We start from the raw sequence: 18,033 nt of genomic DNA, 5'->3' as shown, positions 1-18,033 counted from the left end.
CAGCATGACTCACGAGGAACCGCAGAAGGCGCCGCTGCGCAAGCGGCTGGGCTGGCTGGTGCTGATCTGGGCGCTGAGCGTCGCCGGCCTGGGTATCGCAGCCTGGCTGATGCGTCTGTTCATGAGCGCGGCGGGGCTGGGCACACCGCACTAGATCCGCGCAATCGATCCCATCCGGGCGCCGTCCGCGGTGCCCGTTCCCACATCCCTCGCAGGTGCTTCCTGCGGGGGATTTTTTTCAGTGCAACTTGTCGCGCTTGGCCAGGGTGGGGAACAGCTTCATCCACACCCCGGTGACCACCAGCGTGCCGACGCCGCCGAGCACCACCGCCGGCACGGTGCCGAGCCAGTGGGCGGTGAGGCCGGACTCGAACTCGCCCAGCTGGTTCGAGGCGCCGATGAACAGGCCGTTCACCGCGCTGACCCGGCCGCGCATCTCGTCCGGGGTTTCCAGCTGCACGAAGGCGCCACGGATGACCATGCTGATCATGTCCGCCGCGCCCAGCACCACCAGCACTGCCAGGGAGAACCAGAAGGACGTCGACAGGCCGAAGGCGATGGTGGTGACGCCGAAAATGCCCACGGCGAGGAACATGATCCGCCCGACGTTGCGCTCGATGGGGAAGCGCGCCAGCCAGAACGACATCAGCAGCGCACCCACCGCCGGCGCCGAACGCAGCAGGCCCAGGCCCCAGGGGCCGGTGAGCAGGATGTCCTTGGCGAACACCGGCAGCAGCGCGGTGGCGCCGCCCAGCAGCACGGCGAACAGGTCCAGGGAGATGGCGCCGAAGATGTCCGGGCGGCTGCGGATGAAGCGGATGCCGGCCAGCAGCGATTCCAGGGTTGCCTTGCCCTGCGCCGCCGGCGCCTGGCGTTTGGGCAAGGTGAGCACCAGGGTGCAGGCGATGAAGTACAGCACTGCGGTCGGCGTGTAGACCCAGAAGGCGCCGAAGGCATAGAGGAAACCGCCGAAGGCAGGCGCCGCAATGGTCGCCGCCTGCATCGCCGAGGCTGAAGCCGCCACGGCGCGCGGGAACAGCGCGGTGGGCACGATGTTTGGCAGCAGCGCCTGGGTGGTCGGCATCTCGAAGGCCCGTGCGGTGCCCAGCAAGAAGGCCATCACGAAGATCATCTCGCGGGTCACGTTGTCAGTGCTGGCGCCAATCACCAGCGCGACAGCGATCAGGCCCTGGCCGATCTGGCACAGCGAGGCGATGCGGCGGCGGTCGTAGCGGTCGGCGACGTGGCCGGTGTGCAGCATGAACAGCACGCGCGGGGTGAACTCCACCAATCCCACCAGGCCGAGGTCGAGCACGTTGTGGGTCAGCTCGTAGATGTGCCAGCCGATGGCCACGGTGATCATCTGGAAGGCGCTGGCGGTGCAGACGCGCGCGAGCCAGAAGGCGAGGAAGGGGCGGTGACGCAGCAGGGACGTGGCTTCGGCGGTCATGGAAAGTGCTTTTGTTAGGAGGCTAAGCAAGGGCTGCGCAGCGTAGCACGCTGTAACACTTTTACGCCTGTCGTCGGCGAAACCCGCAATTGGCGAATAGTCTCGATGCGTCGACTAAAATTTTCATCGCCGCGACAAGCCGCCCGATTGACTTTGCTTCGCACTATTGAGGTGCGTTAAAGTTGACAGAAGAGTCAGGTTTTACTGCAGGATCCTTCCTTCGGCGCCATCCCCGAGACGCCCGCGAATCCGCGGCCTCCGAACTCTCTCCAGCACAGAAAAAACGACATGGGCGGGCCTTCACCGTCCAGAGGATGAACCATGTCCAACCGTGATATTTCCCGGCGCGCCTTCCTGCAAGGCGGGCTGATTGCCGGTGTCAGCGTGACCATGGCGCCGCTCGGCAGCCGGGCTTTCGCTGCCCTGATGGAAAACTCCGTCACCGTCTCCCCCCAGCAGTGGATGGGCCACGACGGCAAGGCGCGTTTCCGTAACGACGCGCTGTCCAAGGTCTGCGGCAACAAGGTGTTCGCCCGCGACATCCGTTCCAAGGACATGCCCGGCTGGCCGCAGCAGCAGGGCCACGCCATGCTGCTCAAGACCATCAAGGCCGATCGTATCTTCGACGGCATCGACCTTGCCTGGCTCGGCGCCGACCTGCAGCCCGACCGCATCGTCACCGCCGAGGACCTCGACAAGGACGGCATCGTCTTCCCCGAAGCCCACGCCCCGGACCCGCTGCTGCCGCGCGGCAAGGTGCCGATGTTCATCGGCCACCCGGTGGCCATCCTGATCTGGAACGACTTCGAGCGCTTCCGTCAGGCCAAGCTGAAGATGAAGTTCAACGACAAGGCGATCCGCTACGGCGCGCAGGCCCCGCTGTACCAGGGCGATCCCTACGGCAGCTTCCGCTACGTACGTGTCGGCGGCGCGACTTCGGCCGATCCGGACGAGTTCTCCAGCCTCAAGGACTCGATCCTCTTCCCGATGATCCGCGAGCGCAAACCGGTGTGGAACCAGCAGCCCAACCAGCACGGTGATCTCACCGAGCAGGGCCTGTTCTACGCGCAGAAGATCAAGGACCAGATCGACAACCCGCCGGAGAACTGGCTGGTCTTCGACGAGCGCTACAAGACCCCGTCCATCGAGCCGGCCGCCATGGAGCCGGACAACGGCAACGGCTGGTACGACCCGGCGAGCAAGACCCTGCACTTCGTGGTCGCCACCCAGTGCCCGTTCGAGGCTGCCTTCGAGACGGCGCACATGATCGCCCCGTCGCGCTTCGGTCTGGCCAAGCTGAACATGCACCCCGGCTACACCGTGGGTTACGGCTCCAAGGACCACAACATCTTCGTCTACTACGCGGCCCTGGCTGCGCTGTACGGCAACGGTGTACCGGTGCGCCTGGCCAATGACCGCTACGAGCAGTTCCAGAGCGGCATCAAGCGCCACCCGTTCGACATTCGCTACCAACTGGCGGTGGACAAGAAGGACATGACCTTCAAGATCTTCCGCACCGAGATGAGCGTGGACGGCGGCGGCCGCATCAACTACAGCCCGTCCGTGGCTGCCGTGGGCGCTACCGCTGCGCAGTCGATCTACTACATGCCGCAGAACGACCTGCAGGTGACCGCCTACCATTCCCGCGCCGTCGAGGCCGGTTCCATGCGTGGCTACGGCACCCTGCAGAGCATGGCCGCCACCGAGATGATGGTGGATGAGATCGCCGGTCGCCTGGGCGTCGATGCCATCGAGCTGCGCCGCGTCAACGCACTCAAGTCCGGCATGAAGAACACCCAGGGCGCGATCCCTGCCGGTGCTCTGCGCCTGCATGAGATTCTCGACAAGGCCGCTGCCCACGAGTGGTGGAAGACCCGCGACGCGCGCAAGAAAGAGATGGACGCCAAGGATCCGGACCACTGGTACGGCGTTGGTTTCGCCATCTGCCAGAAGGACTTCGGCACCGGCTCCGAAGCGCCCATGGCGAGCATCGAGTTCGATGCACAGGGCAAGGTGCACATGCGCCATATCGGCATCGAGATCGGCACGGGCATGTCCACTTCCCAGGCGCTGGTGGTGGCCGACTTCCTCGGCAAACCGGCGGACGAGATGAAGACCGCCGAGACCGAGTGGCCGGAACTTCAGCTGCTCAGCGGCGAAGACCCCTACACCATGAACCAGCCCACCCAGGACGAGAAGCTGCGCAACCCGCGCTGGGTCGGCAAGTACGCCTCGGCGTCGTCGGCGACCAACTCGGCCTACTACTTCAGCCATGCCACCCGTGAAGCGGCGCGCGTGCTGTTCAACCACGGCCTGTGGCCGGCGGCCCTGGAAATCTGGCGTCGCGGCCCGTTCAACGGCGCGGCCAACCCGCTGGTGGTGCGCCGCGAAGACGCCCACTGGGTCGACGGCAAGCTCACCGCCAACGGCCTGGAGCCGCTGTCGTTCGCCGAGCTGGCCAAGGTCGCCCACGACAAGGGCCTGGTCACCGGCGCTACCGTCCACGGCTTCAACCGCTGGAGCTGGGCGGAGTGCGATTACGTCATCGACGGCGTGCGCGACCGCCTGCCGCTGGACGCCCTGGCCGTGAAATACGGCGACGGCGCTCCCGGCGTGAAGAAGGCGCAGATGAACAGCGCCGGCTTCCACCTGCTGGACCGCCAGAATGTGGCCTATCCGCCGGTGCAGCTGAACAACGCTGCGGTGACCTACTACAGCCCGGTGGCGACCATCGTCGAGCTGAAAGTGAACAAGGGCAACGGCGAAGTCACCGTGCTCAACCACCACAGCTGGATCGAGTGCGGCCGCGTGCTGGTGCCGGAACTGGTGAAAGGGCAGATCGAAGGCGGTACCGCCATGGGCATCGGCCATGCGCTGCTGGAAGACATGCCGCTGTACGAGGGTGGCCCGGGCGAGGGCGACTGGAACTTCAACCGCTACCGTCTCCCGAAGGCGAAGGACGTGGCCGTCTGGCAGCAGAGCTCGGAAATCCTTCCGCCGCTGTCGCCCAGCGACCCGTCCAAGGGCATCGCCGAAGTGGTGATGATCCCGGTGGTCGGCGCCATCAGCAACGCCGTGGCCCACGCCATCGGCAAGCGCGTCCGCGACCTGCCCATCACCCCCGCTCGCATCAAGGAGGCCCTCCATGGCTAACCGTCCGCTCAACCTGACCCTGAATGGTCAAACCGTCGGTCCGGTCGAGGTTCCCGAGGACCTGCCGATGATCGACTACCTGCACGAATACCAGAACCTCACCGGCTCGCGCCTGGGCTGCGGCCAGGGCATCTGCCACGCCTGCGTGGTGATCGTCGACAATCCCGACGGCACCAGCGAGGAAGTCCGCACCTGCATCACCGGCGCGCACTACTTCGAAGGCAAGAAGGTGCGCACCATTGAGGGCCACGCCAAGCGCGAGGAAGACGGTTCGGTGAAGGAACTGAACCCGATCCAGCAGAAGTTCGTCGACCGCTTCGCCTTCCAGTGCAGCTACTGCGCACCGGGCTTCGTCAATGCCGCCACCGTGCTGGTGGAAAAGGCCCAGCGCCAGCCGCTGAAGAAGAGCGAACTGGAATCCACCATCGAGGCGAGCCTCGGCCACCACATCTGTCGCTGCACCGGGTACGTGCGTTACTACGACGCCACCCGTGAAGTGCTGACCGATCTCGGCCTGGTCAAGGAGGGCTAAGCATGCAGCGCATTCTTTCCGGCCTCACGCTGGCCGTCAGCCTCGGCCTTGCGATCAGTGCCCAGGCGGCCGACCAGGAGCTGATCAAGCGCGGTGAGTACGTCTCCCGCGCCGCCGACTGCATGGCCTGCCACACCGCCGAGGGCGGCGCGCCGTTCGCCGGCGGCCTGCCGATCCACTCGCCGTTCGGCACCATCTACGGCAGCAACATCACCCCGGACAAGGAGTTCGGCATTGGCAACTACAGCGCCGACGACTTCTTCGCTGCTCTCACCGAAGGCAAGCGCAAGGACGGCGCCAATCTCTACCCTGCCATGCCCTACACCTCGTACCACCTCATCAAGCGCGAGGACAGCGATGCCCTCTACGCCTACCTGATGAGCCAGACGCCGGTGCACCGCGCCGCGCCCGAAACCAGCCTGAGCTTCCCGTTCAACGTGCGCATGGGGCTGTCGGGCTGGAACATGCTCTACGGCAAGAGCGTCCAGCTGGAAAACGCCGAGGGCAAGAGCGCGGCGTACCAGCGCGGGCAGTACCTGGTGGAAGTGCTCGGCCACTGCGGCGAGTGCCACACCCCGCGTAACCAGATCGGCGCCCTGCAGCAGGACAAGCGCCTCACCGGCGGCCTGCTCAACGGCTACAGCGCCCCGAGCCTGCTGGCCCAGGACCTGGCCGAGCGCGGCTGGACCAGCAGCGATCTCACCGGCTTCCTCAAGCACGGCATGAGCCCGCAGGGCAGCATGTTCAACGAGATGTTCCCGGTGATGCACCTGAGCACCCAGCACCTGGGTGACGAGGACCTGGCTGCCATGTCGACCTACCTGCTCGGCGAACAACCGCCGCAGGCCAAGGTGGTCCAGGCCGTGACCGAGGACAAGCTCAGCGACAGTGCCAAGCGTGGCCGCCAGCAATACCTCAACGTCTGCGCCGGTTGTCACGGCAACGACGGCGAGGGCAAGCCGCACATTGCCGTGGCCATGCAGGGCAACACCACTCTGCGCCTGGCCGATTCGCGCAACCTGGCCAAGGTCATTGTCGAGGGCATCCGCGAGCAGCAATTCACCGGTTTCGAGCGCATGCAGCCGATGCCGGGCTTCGCCGACAAGCTCAATGACGAGCAGCTCACCGACCTCATCAACTACCTGCGCCAGGCCTGGGGTGGCTTGCCGGGTGACATGGGCGTACAACAGGTCGCTCAACTCAAGGCGGAGTGAGTCGTGCAGCATCTCGATCTGCAAGTAGTCCGGCAGGCGCTCCAGTGGTCCAATGCCGGGCAGCGCGTGTGGCTGTGCAGCGTGCTCTTCACCTATGGTTCGGCGCCCCGCGCGCCGGGCTCGCTGCTGGCGGTCAACGCCAGCGGCCAGTGGGTGGGCTCGCTGTCCGGGGGCTGCGTCGAGGATGACTTCCTCGAACGTGTCGCCGAAGGCGAGTTCAGCGAGCCGGTAGTCGTCGTGCGCTACGGCGACGGCACCGATACCCGCAGCAATATCCGCCTGCCCTGCGGCGGCATCCTCGACGTGCTGGTGGAAAACCTCGCGCCCGATTGCGACGTGCAGGCCCACCTGCGCGAACTGGAATCGGCGCTGCTCGGCCAGCGCCGCCTGCTGCGCGAAGTGAACCTGCAGGACGGCAGTCGCCGCCTGAGCGACGACCACGAGCATGGCCCGCGGGTCGAACGCGACGAAGCTGGCGTGCGCCTGCGCGTCGGCGCTGCGCAGCGCCTGCTGCTGGCGGGTTACTCCAGCGTTGCGCACTTCTGCGCGGAGTTCGGCAAGGGCCTGGGCTTCGAGGTGATCCTCTGTGATCCCCGCGAAGAGGCGCTGGATGGCGTGGTGCTGGACGGCATCGAAATCCGCCGCGAACTGCCGTCGATCTTCATCGCCAACGGCGGCTGCCACGCGGACACCGCCGTGGTTGCCCTGACCCACGACCCGAAGATCGACGACCTGGCGATGCTCGAAGCCGTGCGCACCGAGGCCTTCTACATCGGCGTGATGGGCTCGCGCACCACCTCCGACAAGCGCCGCGAACGCCTGCACCGCATCGGCGGCCTGAACGACGCTGACCTGGCGCGCGTGCATGCCCCCATCGGCCTCAACCTCGGCAGCAAGACCCCGGCGGAAATCGCCCTGGCCGTGCTCGCCGACATCCTGCGCACCCGCAGCGGCATCGCCCGCGAGGCGCTGTGACGGTCGTGGCGCTGGTCCTGGCCGCCGGCCAGGGCTCGCGCTTCGGCGCGGACAAGCGCCGCGCGACCTTGCCTGACGGGCGCAGCCTGCTGGCGCACAGCGTCGAACGCGCGCAGGTGGTATTCGATGAAGTCCGGGTGGTGCTGCGTGACGGCGAGCAGGCGGAGGATTTCGGTCTGCCCGTGGGTTGCCGGGTTATCCACAGCCCGGACGCGGCACTGGGCATGGGGCACAGCCTGGCGGCTGGAGCGGCTTCGCTGAGCGACTCGCAGGCTGAGGCCGTGGCCATCCTGCTCGGCGACATGCCGTGGATAGCTCCGCAAACCCTGCGTGCGTTAACCGATGCGGCCAGCGCCTCGGGCATTCTCTTCCCGCTTCACGACGGCCAGCGCGGCCACCCCGTGCTGTTCGGCCGCGAGTTCTGGCCGGCGCTGACACAGCTTACCGGCGACGAAGGCGCCCGCACGGTGGTGCAGGCCAATCGAGATCGTTGCATCACCCTGGAAGTTACTGACGCAGGCGTGCTGCGCGACGTCGACACCCCGGCCGCACTGAACCTGTAGGAGCGGGCCATGCCCGCGACAGTCTGGCAGCCGCGTAGAGCGAATAACGCGCCAGCGTTATCCGCCGCAAAAGCCACCAGCGGATAACCTGTTCCAAGTTATGCGCCCTACGAGTCAGCGCTGTGCCAGCCACTGGGCGATGCGCGGCCAGACTTCCAGGCTGGCATTGCGCGACAGCAGCAGGCGGTTATGGCTGTAATCTTCCCGCGCTCCGGTCGCCAGCCCGAACAGCTCCAGTTTCGCCTCCGTTCCGCCAAACGCCTTCACCAGCGCCTCGCACCCGGCGACCGGCGCGATAAAGGTATCGCCGCTGCCCGCCACGCCCAGCACCGGTAGCTCTACGCCGCCCAGTCCGGCCAGATAGTCGAAGCCTTCCAGCGAGTCGAAACTTCGGCGGAAATTCCACTGGCACCATTGGCGCATCAGCCGGGCGCTTTCCGCCTCGGGCCCAACGCTCTTCGCGCGGCTGGGCGCGATCCGTCGCCAGCGCAGCATCCAGTCGAAAGCCTGGAGCATCAGCCAGTGCCGCGGACTGGTGCCGGCCGCGGTGGCCTGCGAACCGATCAGCACCAATGAGCGCAACCGTCGCTGCGCCAGTTCGGGATGGCGCGCCGCCCACATCGAGACGATCAGCCCACCGCCGGAATGGCCGACCCAGTGCAGTGCCGCCTGCCCGGTGCGCTGGCTCACGGCATCGAGAATCGCCGGCACGTCCTGCTCGGCCACGTCGTCGAAGCTGTGGCGGAAATCGTTGCGCCCACTGTCGCCATGTCCGCGCCAGTCGAACAGCCAGCAGGCAAAACCCTGGCTGCCCAGGTAGTTGGCCAGCCCGAGGCAACTGCGGTGGTTGGAGAAGGTGCCGTGGGTCAGCACCACCGGCACGCCGTCTGCCGGGCCTACGCGGTGCAAGGCGAGATCGACGCCGTCGGCGGTGCGGATCAGTTCGGGCGGGAGGAGGGCGGCTTCTTGTGCGGTCATGGCGCGCATCCGGGTGGGGGCGAACCATGCTGCTCCGGCACGACGGCCGGAGCAATCCCGAGCGCTTATTTGGTCGCTTTCAGCACCACGAATTTCGGATTTGCCGCCACTTGATCCACGCCGCGGAACAGCCGCTTGAGCTTGGCGTGGTAGCCCAGGTGTCGGTTGCCGACGATCCACAGCTCGCCGCCGGTTACCAGCGCGGCGCGGGCCTGCTGGAACATGCGCCAGGCGAGGAAGTCGCCGACCACCTGCTGCTGGTGGAAGGGCGGGTTGCAGAGGATCAGGTCCAGGGAGTCGGCGGCCTGGCAGGCGAGGCCGTCGTCGGGGTGGATGTCCACCGGGCGGTCGCCCAGGGCGGCCTGCCAGTTCTCCCGCGCGGACTGCACGGCCATGTACGACTCGTCCACCAGCGTCAGCTCGGCCTGCGGGTTGAGCAGGGCGAAGGCGATGCCCAGCACGCCGTTGCCGCAGCCCAGGTCCGCCGCGCGCACGGCGTGGTGCACTTGCGGCAGGTGCGGGAGGAAGGCGCGGGTGCCGATGTCCAGGCCTTCGCGGCAGAACACGTTGGCGTGATTCAGCAGCGTCAGAGCAGGTTTTTCCAGGCGGTAGCGGCTGGGGTAGGGCGAGGAGGGCGCGGGGCGCTCTTCGGCCGTTGCCACCAGCAGGCGGGCCTTCTTCACTGCCAGCGAGGCCTGCATCGGGCCGATGTACTTTTCCAGCAGGTCGCCGGCGGCACGTGGCAGGTGCTTGATCATGCCGGCGGCAACCACCTTGGCGCCTGGCGCGAGCTGGCCGTGCAGACGAATCAGCTGTTCTTCCAGCAGTGCCAGCGTCTTGGGCACGCGGATCAGCACGTGGTCGAACGGGCCTTGCGGGGTTTCGCTGGCGGGGACGAAGGTCAGTGGCGCTTCGGCGAGGCCGTTGCGTTCGAGGTTGCGCTCGAGGGCGATGAAGCCCAGGTGCGAGTCGCCGCTGCTGGTCAGGCGCACATGGGGCGCGAGGCTGGCGGCGAGGGCGCCGAAGCTGTCGTTGAGCACCAGCACACGGCTGTCCGCGCCGACGCCTTGCTCATGGAGATGACTGAGCAGGTACTCGTCGGCCGCATCGAAGGCCTGCAGCGGGTCTTCGCGCTGTTCGGGGTGGCGGACCAGGTCGAGCTGGGCGAAGGGGCTGGCGAGGACGGGCATGGGACTCTCGAAACGACGGAAATGGCTGAGATAGAGGTGTTGCTTCGTTGGCAATGAGTAGTGGCTTATTGCAACGATTTTGTCATTAAATTGAGACGTGGTTGACTCGCAATGGCTTGTGCGGGCCAGCGTTATACCGAAAAATTATGACCTATCCGCCCCGCCTTCGTCTGCGTGGCGGCATCCCAATAATAACCGGGCGGTCCATGCGACCCGGTAGGGCCCGATCCCGGAGCTGCGCTCCGCCGACCGACGGCCACTCTTCCAAGTCTTCACGAATCCTCGACACGCGACAGTCGTTCGCGCGCCGGGCTATTGCCATTGCATAAGGATATCGATGTACCAGTCGTTGCTCGGGGTGGCCTTGTCCGCCCTTTTCCTCGTGGCTCAACCGGCCTTCGCCGAAGAGCCCATCGTCATCAAGTTCTCCCACGTCGTCGCCGATGACACGCCCAAGGGCCGCGGTGCGCTGCTGTTCAAGAAGCTGGTGGAAGAGCGCCTGGCCGGCCAGGTGAAGGTCGAGGTGTTCCCCAACTCCACGCTTTTCGGCGATGCCGACGAGCTGCAGGCGCTGCAGGACGGCAAGGTGCAGATGCTGGCGCCGTCGCTGTCGAAGTTCGAGGGTTACACCAAGCAGCTGGAAGTCTTCGATCTGCCGTTCCTGTTCGACGACCTGGAGGCGGTGAAGCGCTTCCAGAAACGCGACAAGAGCCGCGAACTGCTGCACTCCATGGCGCGCTCGGGCATCTACGGCCTGGCTTACTGGAACAACGGCATGAAGCAGCTCTCGGCCAACCGTGAACTGCGCGCGCCGGCCGATGCCAAGGGCCTGGCCTTCCGTATCCAGCCGTCTTCGGTGATCAACGCCCAGTTCGGCCTGCTCGACGCCACGGCGGTGAAAATGCCCTTCGCCGAGACCCTCAAGGCGCTGCAGGACGGCAAGGTGCAGGGCACCGAGAACACCTGGTCGAACATCGGCAGCCAGAAGCTCGACAGCGCCCAGCCGTTCATCACCGAGACCAACCACGGTGTGCTCAGCTACATGGTGATCAGCAACCAGAAGTTCTGGAACAGCATGCCTTACCCGGTGCGCACCCAGCTGGAAAGCATCGTCGAAGAGGTTACCGTCGAGGTGAACAAGGACGCCGAGGCGCTGAACCAGAAGGAGCGCGAACACGTGGTCGCCAACGGCAAGTCGCGCATCATCGCCCTGACCCCGACCGAGCGCGAAGCCTGGCGCACCGCCATGCAGCCGCTGTGGAAGCAGTTCGAGGGCGAGATCGGCACCGACGTGCTGCGCGCCGCCCAGGTGGTGAACCGCAAGCACTGATCCAGAGCAGGCTTGTGGCGATCTCCCTGGATAGCCACAAGCCTTGCGGGTGTTTCTCGCGCCGGGAATACGGGAAAATGGGCCGTTGCCTGCAAAGGAGCGGACGATGACCGCCAGCGAAGAGAAGTTCACCCGCCAGACCCTGGTGGAGGTGCAGACGCTCACCCCGAGCCTGTTCACCTTGCGCACCACCCGCGACAGCGGCTACCGCTTCCGCGCCGGGCAGTTCGCCCGCCTGGGCGTGTACAAGCCCAGCGGCAGCATCGTCTGGCGCGCCTACTCGATGGTCTCGGCGCCCCACGACGACTTCCTCGAATTCTTCTCCATCGTCGTCCCCGGCGGTGAATTCACCAGCGAGCTCAGCCGCCTGCGCGTCGGCGACCAGTTGCTGGTGGATCGCCAGGCCTTCGGCTTCCTCACCCTCGACCGCTTCCCCGATGGCCGCGACCTCTGGTTGCTCTCCACCGGCACCGGCCTGGCGCCGTTCCTGTCGATCCTGCAGGACTTCGAGGTGTGGGAACGCTTCGAGACCATCAAGCTGGTCTACAGCGCCCGCGAGGAAAAGGAACTGGCCTATCGCGACCTGATCGCCAGCTTCGGCGCGATGGAGCATCTGGCCGAACATATCCACAAGCTGCAGTTCATCCCGGTAGTCACTCGCGAGCAAGTGCCCGGTTGCCTGAACGCAAGGATCACCACGCTGATCGAGAATGGCGAGCTGGAACGCGCCGCCGGTCTGGAACTCACCCCGGAACATTCGCGGGTGATGCTCTGCGGCAACCCGCAGATGATCGAGGACACCCGCGCCGTGCTCAAGGCCCGTGGCATGAGCCTGGCGCTGACGCGCAAGCCCGGCCAGATCGCCGTGGAAAACTATTGGTAAGCCTTGTCCGATAGATTTTGAAAAGATTGTCCCCTTAGGGCCGCGGGGCTTTGCCCTTAGGATGGGCGTCCGTTTCCCTTTTTTCGGACCTTATGGACAGTCAAAGTACAACGCCGGCCCCGGTCGCTACCCCTGTAGAGCCGGCGTTCGGCGAACCTCCCCCGGCATCCGCGTTCGCGGATAAGCCTTCCCAGCCTGCCATGGCGCGCGCCCAGCGAGGTCGTTCGACATGGAATGGTTGATGGACCCCACGGCCTGGCTCGGCCTGCTCACCCTGATCCTGCTCGAGCTGGTGCTCGGCATCGATAATCTGGTCTTCATCGCGATCCTCGCGGACAAGCTGCCGCCGCACCTGCGCGACCGCGCACGGCTGATCGGCCTGTCGCTGGCGCTGCTGATGCGCCTGGGCCTGCTGGCGAGCATTTCCTGGCTGGTCACGCTCACCGAACCGCTGATCGAGGTGTTCGGCAAGTCCTTCTCCGGCCGCGACCTGATCATGCTGTTCGGTGGTCTGTTCCTGCTGTTCAAGGCGACGCTGGAGCTGCATGAACGCCTGGAAGGCCGCGTGCACACCTCCAACGGCAAGCGCGTCTACGCCGCCTTCTGGCCGGTGGTCGCGCAGATCGTGGTGCTGGACGCGGTGTTCTCCCTCGACGCGGTGATCACCGCCGTGGGCATGGTCGAGCAGCTGGAAGTGATGATGATCGCGGTCATCTTCTCCATCGGCCTGATGATGGTGGCCAGCAAGCCGCTGACCCGCTTCGTCAACGAGCACCCGACGGTGATCATGCTGTGCCTGGGCTTCCTGCTGATGATCGGCTTCAGCCTGACCGCCGAAGGCCTGGGCTTCCACATCCCGAAAGGCTACCTGTACGCCGCCATCGGCTTCAGCCTGCTGATCGAGATGGCCAACCAGCTGGTGCGCTGGAAACGCCAGAAGAGCCAGCGCGGCCAGCGTGGCCTGCGCCAGCGGACCGCCCACGCCGTGCTGCGCCTGATGGGCGGCAAAGTCGACGCCGACGAAGTGGGCGAAGACATCGCCGACCTGGTGGGTGAGGACGATGGCGGCGACGCGCCGTTCCACCGCCGCGAGCGGGTGATGATCAGTGGTGTGCTGGGCCTGGCCGAGCGTCCGGTGAAGGCCGTTATGATCGACCGCCAGCGCGTGCACCGCGTGGACGTGGCCGATAGCCCGGAGAACATCCGCCGCGCGCTGCTGGAGTCGCCTTACTCGCGACTGCTGGTGATCCGCGAAGGCAACATCGACGAGCCGCTGGGCTATGTGCACAAGAAGGAGCTGTTCTCCGCCCTGCTGCAGGGCCGCGAACTGGACATCCTGCCGCTGCTGCGCGAGCCGCTGAGCCTGCCGGACAGCAGCACGGTGCTGGGCGCGCTGGAGCTGATGCGCGAGGCCTCGACCCACCTGGCCTTCGTGGTCAACGAGTTCGGCGGCTTCGAGGGCATGCTGAGCATGACCGACGTGCTGGAGGCCATCGCCGGCGAGCTGCCGGACGCCAGCGAGGTGTCCGGTACGGACATCGAGGCGGAGGCGGGCGCCTACCGGGTGGATGGTGCCGTGACGCTGTCGGCGCTGGCCGACCGGGTCGGCTTCCACGCCCGCCCGACAGCGGAGTACCAGACCCTCGGCGGGCTGGCGCTCAAGCACCTTGGCCGTTTGCCGGCCAAGGGTGACACGCTGGAGCTGGGAGGCTGGCGCTTGGAGGTGACGGACGTCAGCGAGCGACGCATCGGCCGCGTACTGCTGACGCCGCCGGGCTGACGCCAGGAGGGGCCGTACCCGGCCCGGTCAGCGATCTGCTCAAGGAGCGCGGTTGTTCTGCTGCTTGAGCAGGTCGCGGATCTCGGTCAGCAGGGTTTCTTCGGCGCTCGGCACCGGCGGGGCGCTGGGCTCCACGGCCTCTTCGCGCTTGAGCTTGTTGATGGCCTTCACGCCCATGAAGATGGCGAAGGCCACGATGATGAAGTCCAGGCAGGTCTGAATGAATTTGCCGTAGGCCAGCATCACCGCCGGCGTCTGACCCTCGGCGGCCTTGAGCGTGATCGCCAGGTCGGAGAAGTCCATGCCGCCGATCAGCAGGCCAATGGGCGGCATGATCACGTCGCCGACGAAGGACGAGACGATCTTGCCGAAGGCGGCGCCGATGATGATACCGACGGCCATGTCGACCACGTTGCCCTTGACCGCGAAGGCCTTGAATTCGTTGAGCAGACTCATGCACAGACTCCTTGTTACGCAAGATAGAGGGGGACAGGCGCAGTTTAGCGGCCCGTCGCCGTCTGAACACCCCGCGCGCGGTCAATTCCAGCGGTATGACCGGCGGCGGTGGGCGGCAGCGCGCCGTGGTCTAGGCTTATCGGGCAAGCCATCCATTCCAACTCATCAACAGAAGGAGGCCCGCCATGCCGCTCGAGCATCATCCCCTGTCCCGCGAGTTCCCCGACCAGAAGGCCCTGATGACCCGGTTGCACGGGAAGGACGCGAACTTCACCCGCATGGCCGCCAGCTACGAGGAGCTGGACAAGAAAATCTACGACATCGAGGACGGCCGCCAGGCGATGGACGACCTCGCTCTCAATTCCCTCAAGCTGCAGCGCGTGGCGCTGAAGGACGAGATTTCCGACCTGCTCAAGCGATCCGGTTGAGCTTGATCAGAGTCAAGGGTGTGTGTCGGAGCGAGGCGTAGGCTCCCGTCATCTCTTTCCAACCGGTGCCACCGCCATGCGTAAAGCCATTTCGTCCTCTGGCAAGTCCGTCACCAAGCTCCCCAAACGCAACGCCGAAGTCCTGCGCGCCCAGGAGCGCCTGGTCCGCCTGAAGCTGCAATACGAGCTGCTGGACCAGCGCATCGGTCGCGTGGAGGAGGGTATCGAACGCCCCGACTGCACGCTGGCCTCGCTGCTGATGCGCCGCGAAAGCCTCAAGCACGATATGGAAAGTCAGTATCGCCGCCTGGCGAGCTAAGAACCTGTTTACGGTCTGCTGCGCGTCGGCAGAACCGCGCTGAAATCGGCCTCGGGGTGCTCATTTACTGCGTGTAAACTCCGCTCTCTCGACCGATTTCAGCGCACTTCTGCTCTAGCTCGCGAGACCGTAAATAGGTTCTGAACCGCTCCACCCGATTGGCTTATGATGGGGACTTTGCATTCGACGGAAGTCCCCCATGGCCAAGGCCAAGCGCATGTACGGCTGCACCGAGTGCGGCGCCACCTACCCGAAATGGGCCGGTCAATGCCCTGACTGCGGCGCCTGGAACACACTGGTCGAGACCGTCATCGATACCACCCCCACCGGTGGTTCGGCCAGCAGCTCCTCCGGTCGCGGCGGCTGGGCCGGCCAGCAGGCCAACATCAAGACCCTTGCCGAAGTCAGCGTCGAGGAGATGCCGCGCTTCTCCACCGCCTCGGCGGAGCTGGACCGTGCCCTGGGCGGCGGTCTGGTCGACGGCTCGGTCGTGCTGATCGGCGGTGACCCCGGCATCGGCAAGTCCACCATCCTCCTGCAGACCCTCTGCAACATCGCCACGCGCCTGCCGGCGCTCTATGTCACAGGTGAGGAATCCCAGCAGCAGGTCGCCATGCGCGCCCGACGCCTGGGCCTGCCTGAGGACAAACTCAAGGTCATGACCGAGACCTGCATCGAGACCATCATCGCCACGGCGCGCCAGGAGCAGCCCAAGGTGATGGTGATCGACTCGATCCAGACCATCTTCACCGAGCAGCTGCAATCCGCGCCCGGCGGTGTCGCCCAGGTGCGCGAAAGCGCTGCACTGCTGGTGCGCTTTGCCAAGCAGAGCGGCACGGCGATCTTCCTCGTCGGCCACGTCACCAAGGAGGGCTCCCTGGCCGGCCCACGCGTGCTGGAGCACATGGTCGACACCGTGCTGTATTTCGAGGGCGAATCCGATGGCCGTCTGCGCCTGCTGCGGGCGGTGAAGAACCGCTTCGGTGCGGTGAACGAGCTGGGCGTGTTCGCCATGACCGACCGTGGTCTGAAGGAAGTCTCCAACCCGTCGGCCATCTTCCTCACCCGCGCTCAGGAATCGGTGCCGGGCAGCGTGGTCATGGCCACCTGGGAAGGTTCGCGGCCGATGCTGGTGGAAGTGCAGGCGCTGGTGGACACCAGCCACCTGGCCAACCCGCGCCGCGTGACCCTGGGCCTGGACCAGAACCGCCTGGCCATGCTACTGGCGGTGCTGCACCGCCACGGCGGCATCCCGACCTACGATCAGGATGTGTTCCTCAACGTGGTCGGCGGTGTGAAGGTGCTGGAGACGGCGTCGGACCTGGCGCTGATGGCGGCGGTGATGTCCAGCCTGCGCAACCGCCCGCTGGATCACCAGTTGCTGGTGTTCGGCGAAGTCGGCCTGTCCGGCGAGGTGCGGCCGGTGCCCAGTGGCCAGGAGCGCCTGAAAGAGGCCGCCAAGCATGGCTTCAAGCGCGCCATCGTGCCCAAGGGCAACGCGCCGAAGGAGTCGCCGCCCGGCCTGCAGGTGATCGCGGTCACGCGCCTGGAGCAGGCGCTGGATGCGTTGTTCGAATAGATCCTGGTGCTCCTGAAGGAGCGGCCCCATGGGGCGCTCCTTCAGGGAGTTTCAATGTTCGCTGAGCAGTGTTAGCTCTCGCTCCAGCAGCGATTCGTCACCCAGGTTCAGCTCCACCAGGCGCCGCAGGTGGCTGATGGAGTCCAGGTCGATGTGCCGGCAGTTGAAGCCCAGCAGGCCTTCACGCTCCCAGGCGAGGTCGGCCTCCATATAGACGTTGACGTCGAAGCCCAGGTAGATGCGCACCTGCACCGGTTCCTGCGCGACGATGTTCCAGTGTTCCGGCCGCTGCACCAGCAGGCCCTGCAGGGACAGGTCGAGCAGCGTCACCTTCCAGCGCAGGTCGCCCTGGCTGATCTCGGTGCCGGCGTCGAAGGCGATGCGCTGGAAGCGCCGGCGCTCGTCGTGATCGTCAGTCATGTCGTGGCTCTCCGGCCGTTTCTGCTTCGCCTCACTATAGACGCAAGGCAGTGCTGACGCGTCGTAGTCCGGTCGCTGCGGTTGCGTCCGTCAGAGGCGCGCCGCGCGGGTTTGACAGCCTGCGGACCCTCGCCAAAGCTCCATGTGCGTTTAACCACTACAACGGCGGAGTGCAGAGCATGGACAATAAACTCATCAAGGGTCTGATTTTTGGGGTTATCAGCGTTGCCAGCCTGGCGGCGCACGCGGACGAAGCCGGGCAGAGCGGCAAGGGCTGCGGTTGGGGCAACATGGTCTTCGACGGTCAGCGCGGCCTGTTCCCGCACCTGCTGGCCACCACCACCAACGGCACCTCGGGCAACGCCACCTTCGGCCTGACCTCCGGCACCAACGGCTGCGACGCCAGTCAGCGCATTTCCTACGGCGGCCGCTCGATCTTCGCCATGAACGGCATGCTCGACAATATTGCCGAAAACATGGCCCAGGGCCACGGCGAGGCGCTGGACGCCTACGCCGTCCTGCTTGGCATCCCGACCCAGGACCGCGCGCACTTCGCCCAGGTCACCCAGCAGCACTTCGGTGAGATCTTTACCTCCAAGGACGCCACCGGCGAGCAGGTACTCAACAACACCCTGGCCGTGATGAGCCGTGACCAGACCCTGGCGCAGTACGCCAAGCAGCCGGCCTGACCGACCGTTGCGCCGCAAAAGGCCCGCCTCAGGCGGGCCTTTTCATTTCCTGACCCTGCGGTCGAGCGCGTTGACCTCCGGCAATAAGCGCGTA

Annotated in this window: 18 protein-coding genes; 13 read left to right on the top strand and 5 right to left on the bottom strand. The window is 65.9% G+C overall.

What is annotated here, in order from left to right:
* The first annotated feature begins 4 nt into the window (after positions 1-4).
* Positions 5-154 (top strand): DUF2474 domain-containing protein, encoded by a 150-nt coding sequence (locus tag ABKS89_RS26365; RefSeq protein ID WP_081520058.1) that lies wholly within the window; start codon positions 5-7, stop codon positions 152-154.
* Positions 155-238: 84 nt separating this feature from the next.
* On the opposite strand, the gene ABKS89_RS26360 is transcribed toward ABKS89_RS26365, so the two are convergent.
* Positions 239-1,450 carry an MFS transporter gene (locus ABKS89_RS26360; RefSeq protein WP_138214179.1) on the bottom strand — a complete coding sequence of 404 codons (1,212 nt, stop codon included), beginning with the start codon at positions 1,448-1,450 and terminating at the stop codon, positions 239-241.
* Positions 1,451-1,771: 321 nt separating this feature from the next.
* On the opposite strand from ABKS89_RS26360, the gene ABKS89_RS26355 reads away from it, so the two are divergent.
* The 5 genes from ABKS89_RS26355 to ABKS89_RS26335 are packed head-to-tail and all read left to right on the top strand — an operon-like array spanning position 1,772 to position 7,887.
* Positions 1,772-4,603, top strand: coding sequence for a xanthine dehydrogenase family protein molybdopterin-binding subunit (locus ABKS89_RS26355; RefSeq protein WP_348588233.1), 2,832 nt, complete (start codon positions 1,772-1,774; stop codon positions 4,601-4,603).
* Positions 4,596-5,135: a (2Fe-2S)-binding protein gene (locus ABKS89_RS26350; RefSeq protein ID WP_024764769.1), complete on the top strand. Its 540-nt coding sequence runs from the start codon at positions 4,596-4,598 to the stop codon at positions 5,133-5,135. The genes ABKS89_RS26355 and ABKS89_RS26350 overlap by 8 nt, the downstream gene beginning before the upstream one ends.
* Before the next feature lie 2 nt (positions 5,136-5,137).
* A complete protein-coding gene (locus tag ABKS89_RS26345; RefSeq protein WP_348588232.1) occupies positions 5,138-6,349 on the top strand; it encodes a c-type cytochrome in 1,212 nt (403 codons plus the stop codon).
* Positions 6,350-6,352: 3 nt separating this feature from the next.
* A complete protein-coding gene (locus ABKS89_RS26340) occupies positions 6,353-7,324 on the top strand; it encodes an XdhC family protein (RefSeq protein WP_348588231.1) in 972 nt (323 codons plus the stop codon).
* Entirely contained in the window at positions 7,321-7,887 is a 567-nt protein-coding gene (locus ABKS89_RS26335) for a nucleotidyltransferase family protein (protein ID WP_348588230.1), read from the top strand. The genes ABKS89_RS26340 and ABKS89_RS26335 overlap by 4 nt, the downstream gene beginning before the upstream one ends.
* Positions 7,888-8,001: 114 nt before the next feature.
* Here the strand turns inward: ABKS89_RS26335 and ABKS89_RS26330 are convergent, their stop codons facing one another.
* Together ABKS89_RS26330 and ABKS89_RS26325 are read right to left on the bottom strand one after the other, a co-directional pair.
* The gene (locus ABKS89_RS26330) at positions 8,002-8,865 is read right to left on the bottom strand and encodes an alpha/beta fold hydrolase (protein WP_348588229.1); all 864 of its coding nucleotides are present in this window, start codon (positions 8,863-8,865) and stop codon (positions 8,002-8,004) included.
* A gap of 65 nt (positions 8,866-8,930) precedes the next feature.
* Complete coding sequence (locus tag ABKS89_RS26325) at positions 8,931-10,055, bottom strand: methyltransferase (protein ID WP_348588228.1); 1,125 nt, start codon at positions 10,053-10,055, stop codon at positions 8,931-8,933.
* Positions 10,056-10,392: 337 nt separating this feature from the next.
* Here ABKS89_RS26325 and ABKS89_RS26320 point away from each other — a divergent pair, with 337 nt between their 5' ends.
* The 3 genes from ABKS89_RS26320 to ABKS89_RS26310 all read left to right on the top strand — a co-directional run bounded on the left by ABKS89_RS26320 (position 10,393) and on the right by ABKS89_RS26310 (position 14,048).
* Entirely contained in the window at positions 10,393-11,385 is a 993-nt protein-coding gene (locus tag ABKS89_RS26320; RefSeq protein ID WP_348588227.1) for a TRAP transporter substrate-binding protein, read from the top strand.
* Positions 11,386-11,491: 106 nt separating this feature from the next.
* The gene (locus tag ABKS89_RS26315; RefSeq protein ID WP_024764776.1) at positions 11,492-12,268 is read left to right on the top strand and encodes a ferredoxin--NADP reductase; all 777 of its coding nucleotides are present in this window, start codon (positions 11,492-11,494) and stop codon (positions 12,266-12,268) included.
* Between the two features lie 229 nt (positions 12,269-12,497).
* Complete coding sequence (locus ABKS89_RS26310) at positions 12,498-14,048, top strand: TerC family protein (protein WP_138214187.1); 1,551 nt, start codon at positions 12,498-12,500, stop codon at positions 14,046-14,048.
* Between the two features lie 39 nt (positions 14,049-14,087).
* On the opposite strand, the gene mscL is transcribed toward ABKS89_RS26310, so the two are convergent.
* Positions 14,088-14,504 carry a large-conductance mechanosensitive channel protein MscL gene (gene mscL, locus ABKS89_RS26305; RefSeq protein ID WP_045216609.1) on the bottom strand — a complete coding sequence of 139 codons (417 nt, stop codon included), beginning with the start codon at positions 14,502-14,504 and terminating at the stop codon, positions 14,088-14,090.
* 185 nt (positions 14,505-14,689) lie between these two features.
* Here mscL and ABKS89_RS26300 point away from each other — a divergent pair, with 185 nt between their 5' ends.
* The 3 genes from ABKS89_RS26300 (at position 14,690) to radA (ending at position 16,830) form a co-directional block, all read left to right on the top strand.
* Positions 14,690-14,932 (top strand): HP1242/YdcH family protein, encoded by a 243-nt coding sequence (locus ABKS89_RS26300; protein WP_081520069.1) that lies wholly within the window; start codon positions 14,690-14,692, stop codon positions 14,930-14,932.
* A gap of 76 nt (positions 14,933-15,008) precedes the next feature.
* A complete protein-coding gene (locus ABKS89_RS26295; protein ID WP_138214188.1) occupies positions 15,009-15,251 on the top strand; it encodes a hypothetical protein in 243 nt (80 codons plus the stop codon).
* Positions 15,252-15,450: 199 nt separating this feature from the next.
* Positions 15,451-16,830 (top strand): DNA repair protein RadA, encoded by a 1,380-nt coding sequence (radA, locus tag ABKS89_RS26290; protein ID WP_081520071.1) that lies wholly within the window; start codon positions 15,451-15,453, stop codon positions 16,828-16,830.
* A 51-nt stretch (positions 16,831-16,881) separates the two neighbouring features.
* Here the strand turns inward: radA and ABKS89_RS26285 are convergent, their stop codons facing one another.
* Positions 16,882-17,250: a PilZ domain-containing protein gene (locus ABKS89_RS26285; protein ID WP_054906515.1), complete on the bottom strand. Its 369-nt coding sequence runs from the start codon at positions 17,248-17,250 to the stop codon at positions 16,882-16,884.
* A 179-nt stretch (positions 17,251-17,429) separates the two neighbouring features.
* Here ABKS89_RS26285 and ABKS89_RS26280 point away from each other — a divergent pair, with 179 nt between their 5' ends.
* A complete protein-coding gene (locus tag ABKS89_RS26280; RefSeq protein ID WP_138214189.1) occupies positions 17,430-17,939 on the top strand; it encodes a DUF3015 domain-containing protein in 510 nt (169 codons plus the stop codon).
* Positions 17,940-18,033 lie beyond the last annotated feature (94 nt).

The sequence above is a fragment of the Pseudomonas sp. LABIM340 genome (genome assembly GCF_040017195.2).
Lineage (GTDB): Bacteria > Pseudomonadota > Gammaproteobacteria > Pseudomonadales > Pseudomonadaceae > Pseudomonas.
This window is presented reverse-complemented; position numbering and strand designations above follow the sequence as displayed.

Bases quoted from the DNA above. Each gene is read 5' to 3' on its own strand.
- ABKS89_RS26365 (WP_081520058.1), top strand. From the start codon at position 5: ATGACTCACGAGGAACCGCAGAAGGCGCCGCTGCGCAAGCGGCTGGGC.
- ABKS89_RS26360 (WP_138214179.1), bottom strand. From the start codon at position 1,450: ATGACCGCCGAAGCCACGTCCCTGCTGCGTCACCGCCCCTTCCTCGCC.
- ABKS89_RS26355 (WP_348588233.1), top strand. From the start codon at position 1,772: ATGTCCAACCGTGATATTTCCCGGCGCGCCTTCCTGCAAGGCGGGCTG.
- ABKS89_RS26350 (WP_024764769.1), top strand. From the start codon at position 4,596: ATGGCTAACCGTCCGCTCAACCTGACCCTGAATGGTCAAACCGTCGGT.
- ABKS89_RS26345 (WP_348588232.1), top strand. From the start codon at position 5,138: ATGCAGCGCATTCTTTCCGGCCTCACGCTGGCCGTCAGCCTCGGCCTT.
- ABKS89_RS26330 (WP_348588229.1), bottom strand. From the start codon at position 8,865: ATGACCGCACAAGAAGCCGCCCTCCTCCCGCCCGAACTGATCCGCACC.
- ABKS89_RS26325 (WP_348588228.1), bottom strand. From the start codon at position 10,055: ATGCCCGTCCTCGCCAGCCCCTTCGCCCAGCTCGACCTGGTCCGCCAC.
- ABKS89_RS26320 (WP_348588227.1), top strand. From the start codon at position 10,393: ATGTACCAGTCGTTGCTCGGGGTGGCCTTGTCCGCCCTTTTCCTCGTG.
- ABKS89_RS26315 (WP_024764776.1), top strand. From the start codon at position 11,492: ATGACCGCCAGCGAAGAGAAGTTCACCCGCCAGACCCTGGTGGAGGTG.
- ABKS89_RS26310 (WP_138214187.1), top strand. From the start codon at position 12,498: ATGGAATGGTTGATGGACCCCACGGCCTGGCTCGGCCTGCTCACCCTG.
- mscL (WP_045216609.1), bottom strand. From the start codon at position 14,504: ATGAGTCTGCTCAACGAATTCAAGGCCTTCGCGGTCAAGGGCAACGTG.
- ABKS89_RS26300 (WP_081520069.1), top strand. From the start codon at position 14,690: ATGCCGCTCGAGCATCATCCCCTGTCCCGCGAGTTCCCCGACCAGAAG.
- ABKS89_RS26295 (WP_138214188.1), top strand. From the start codon at position 15,009: ATGCGTAAAGCCATTTCGTCCTCTGGCAAGTCCGTCACCAAGCTCCCC.
- radA (WP_081520071.1), top strand. From the start codon at position 15,451: ATGGCCAAGGCCAAGCGCATGTACGGCTGCACCGAGTGCGGCGCCACC.
- ABKS89_RS26285 (WP_054906515.1), bottom strand. From the start codon at position 17,250: ATGACTGACGATCACGACGAGCGCCGGCGCTTCCAGCGCATCGCCTTC.
- ABKS89_RS26280 (WP_138214189.1), top strand. From the start codon at position 17,430: ATGGACAATAAACTCATCAAGGGTCTGATTTTTGGGGTTATCAGCGTT.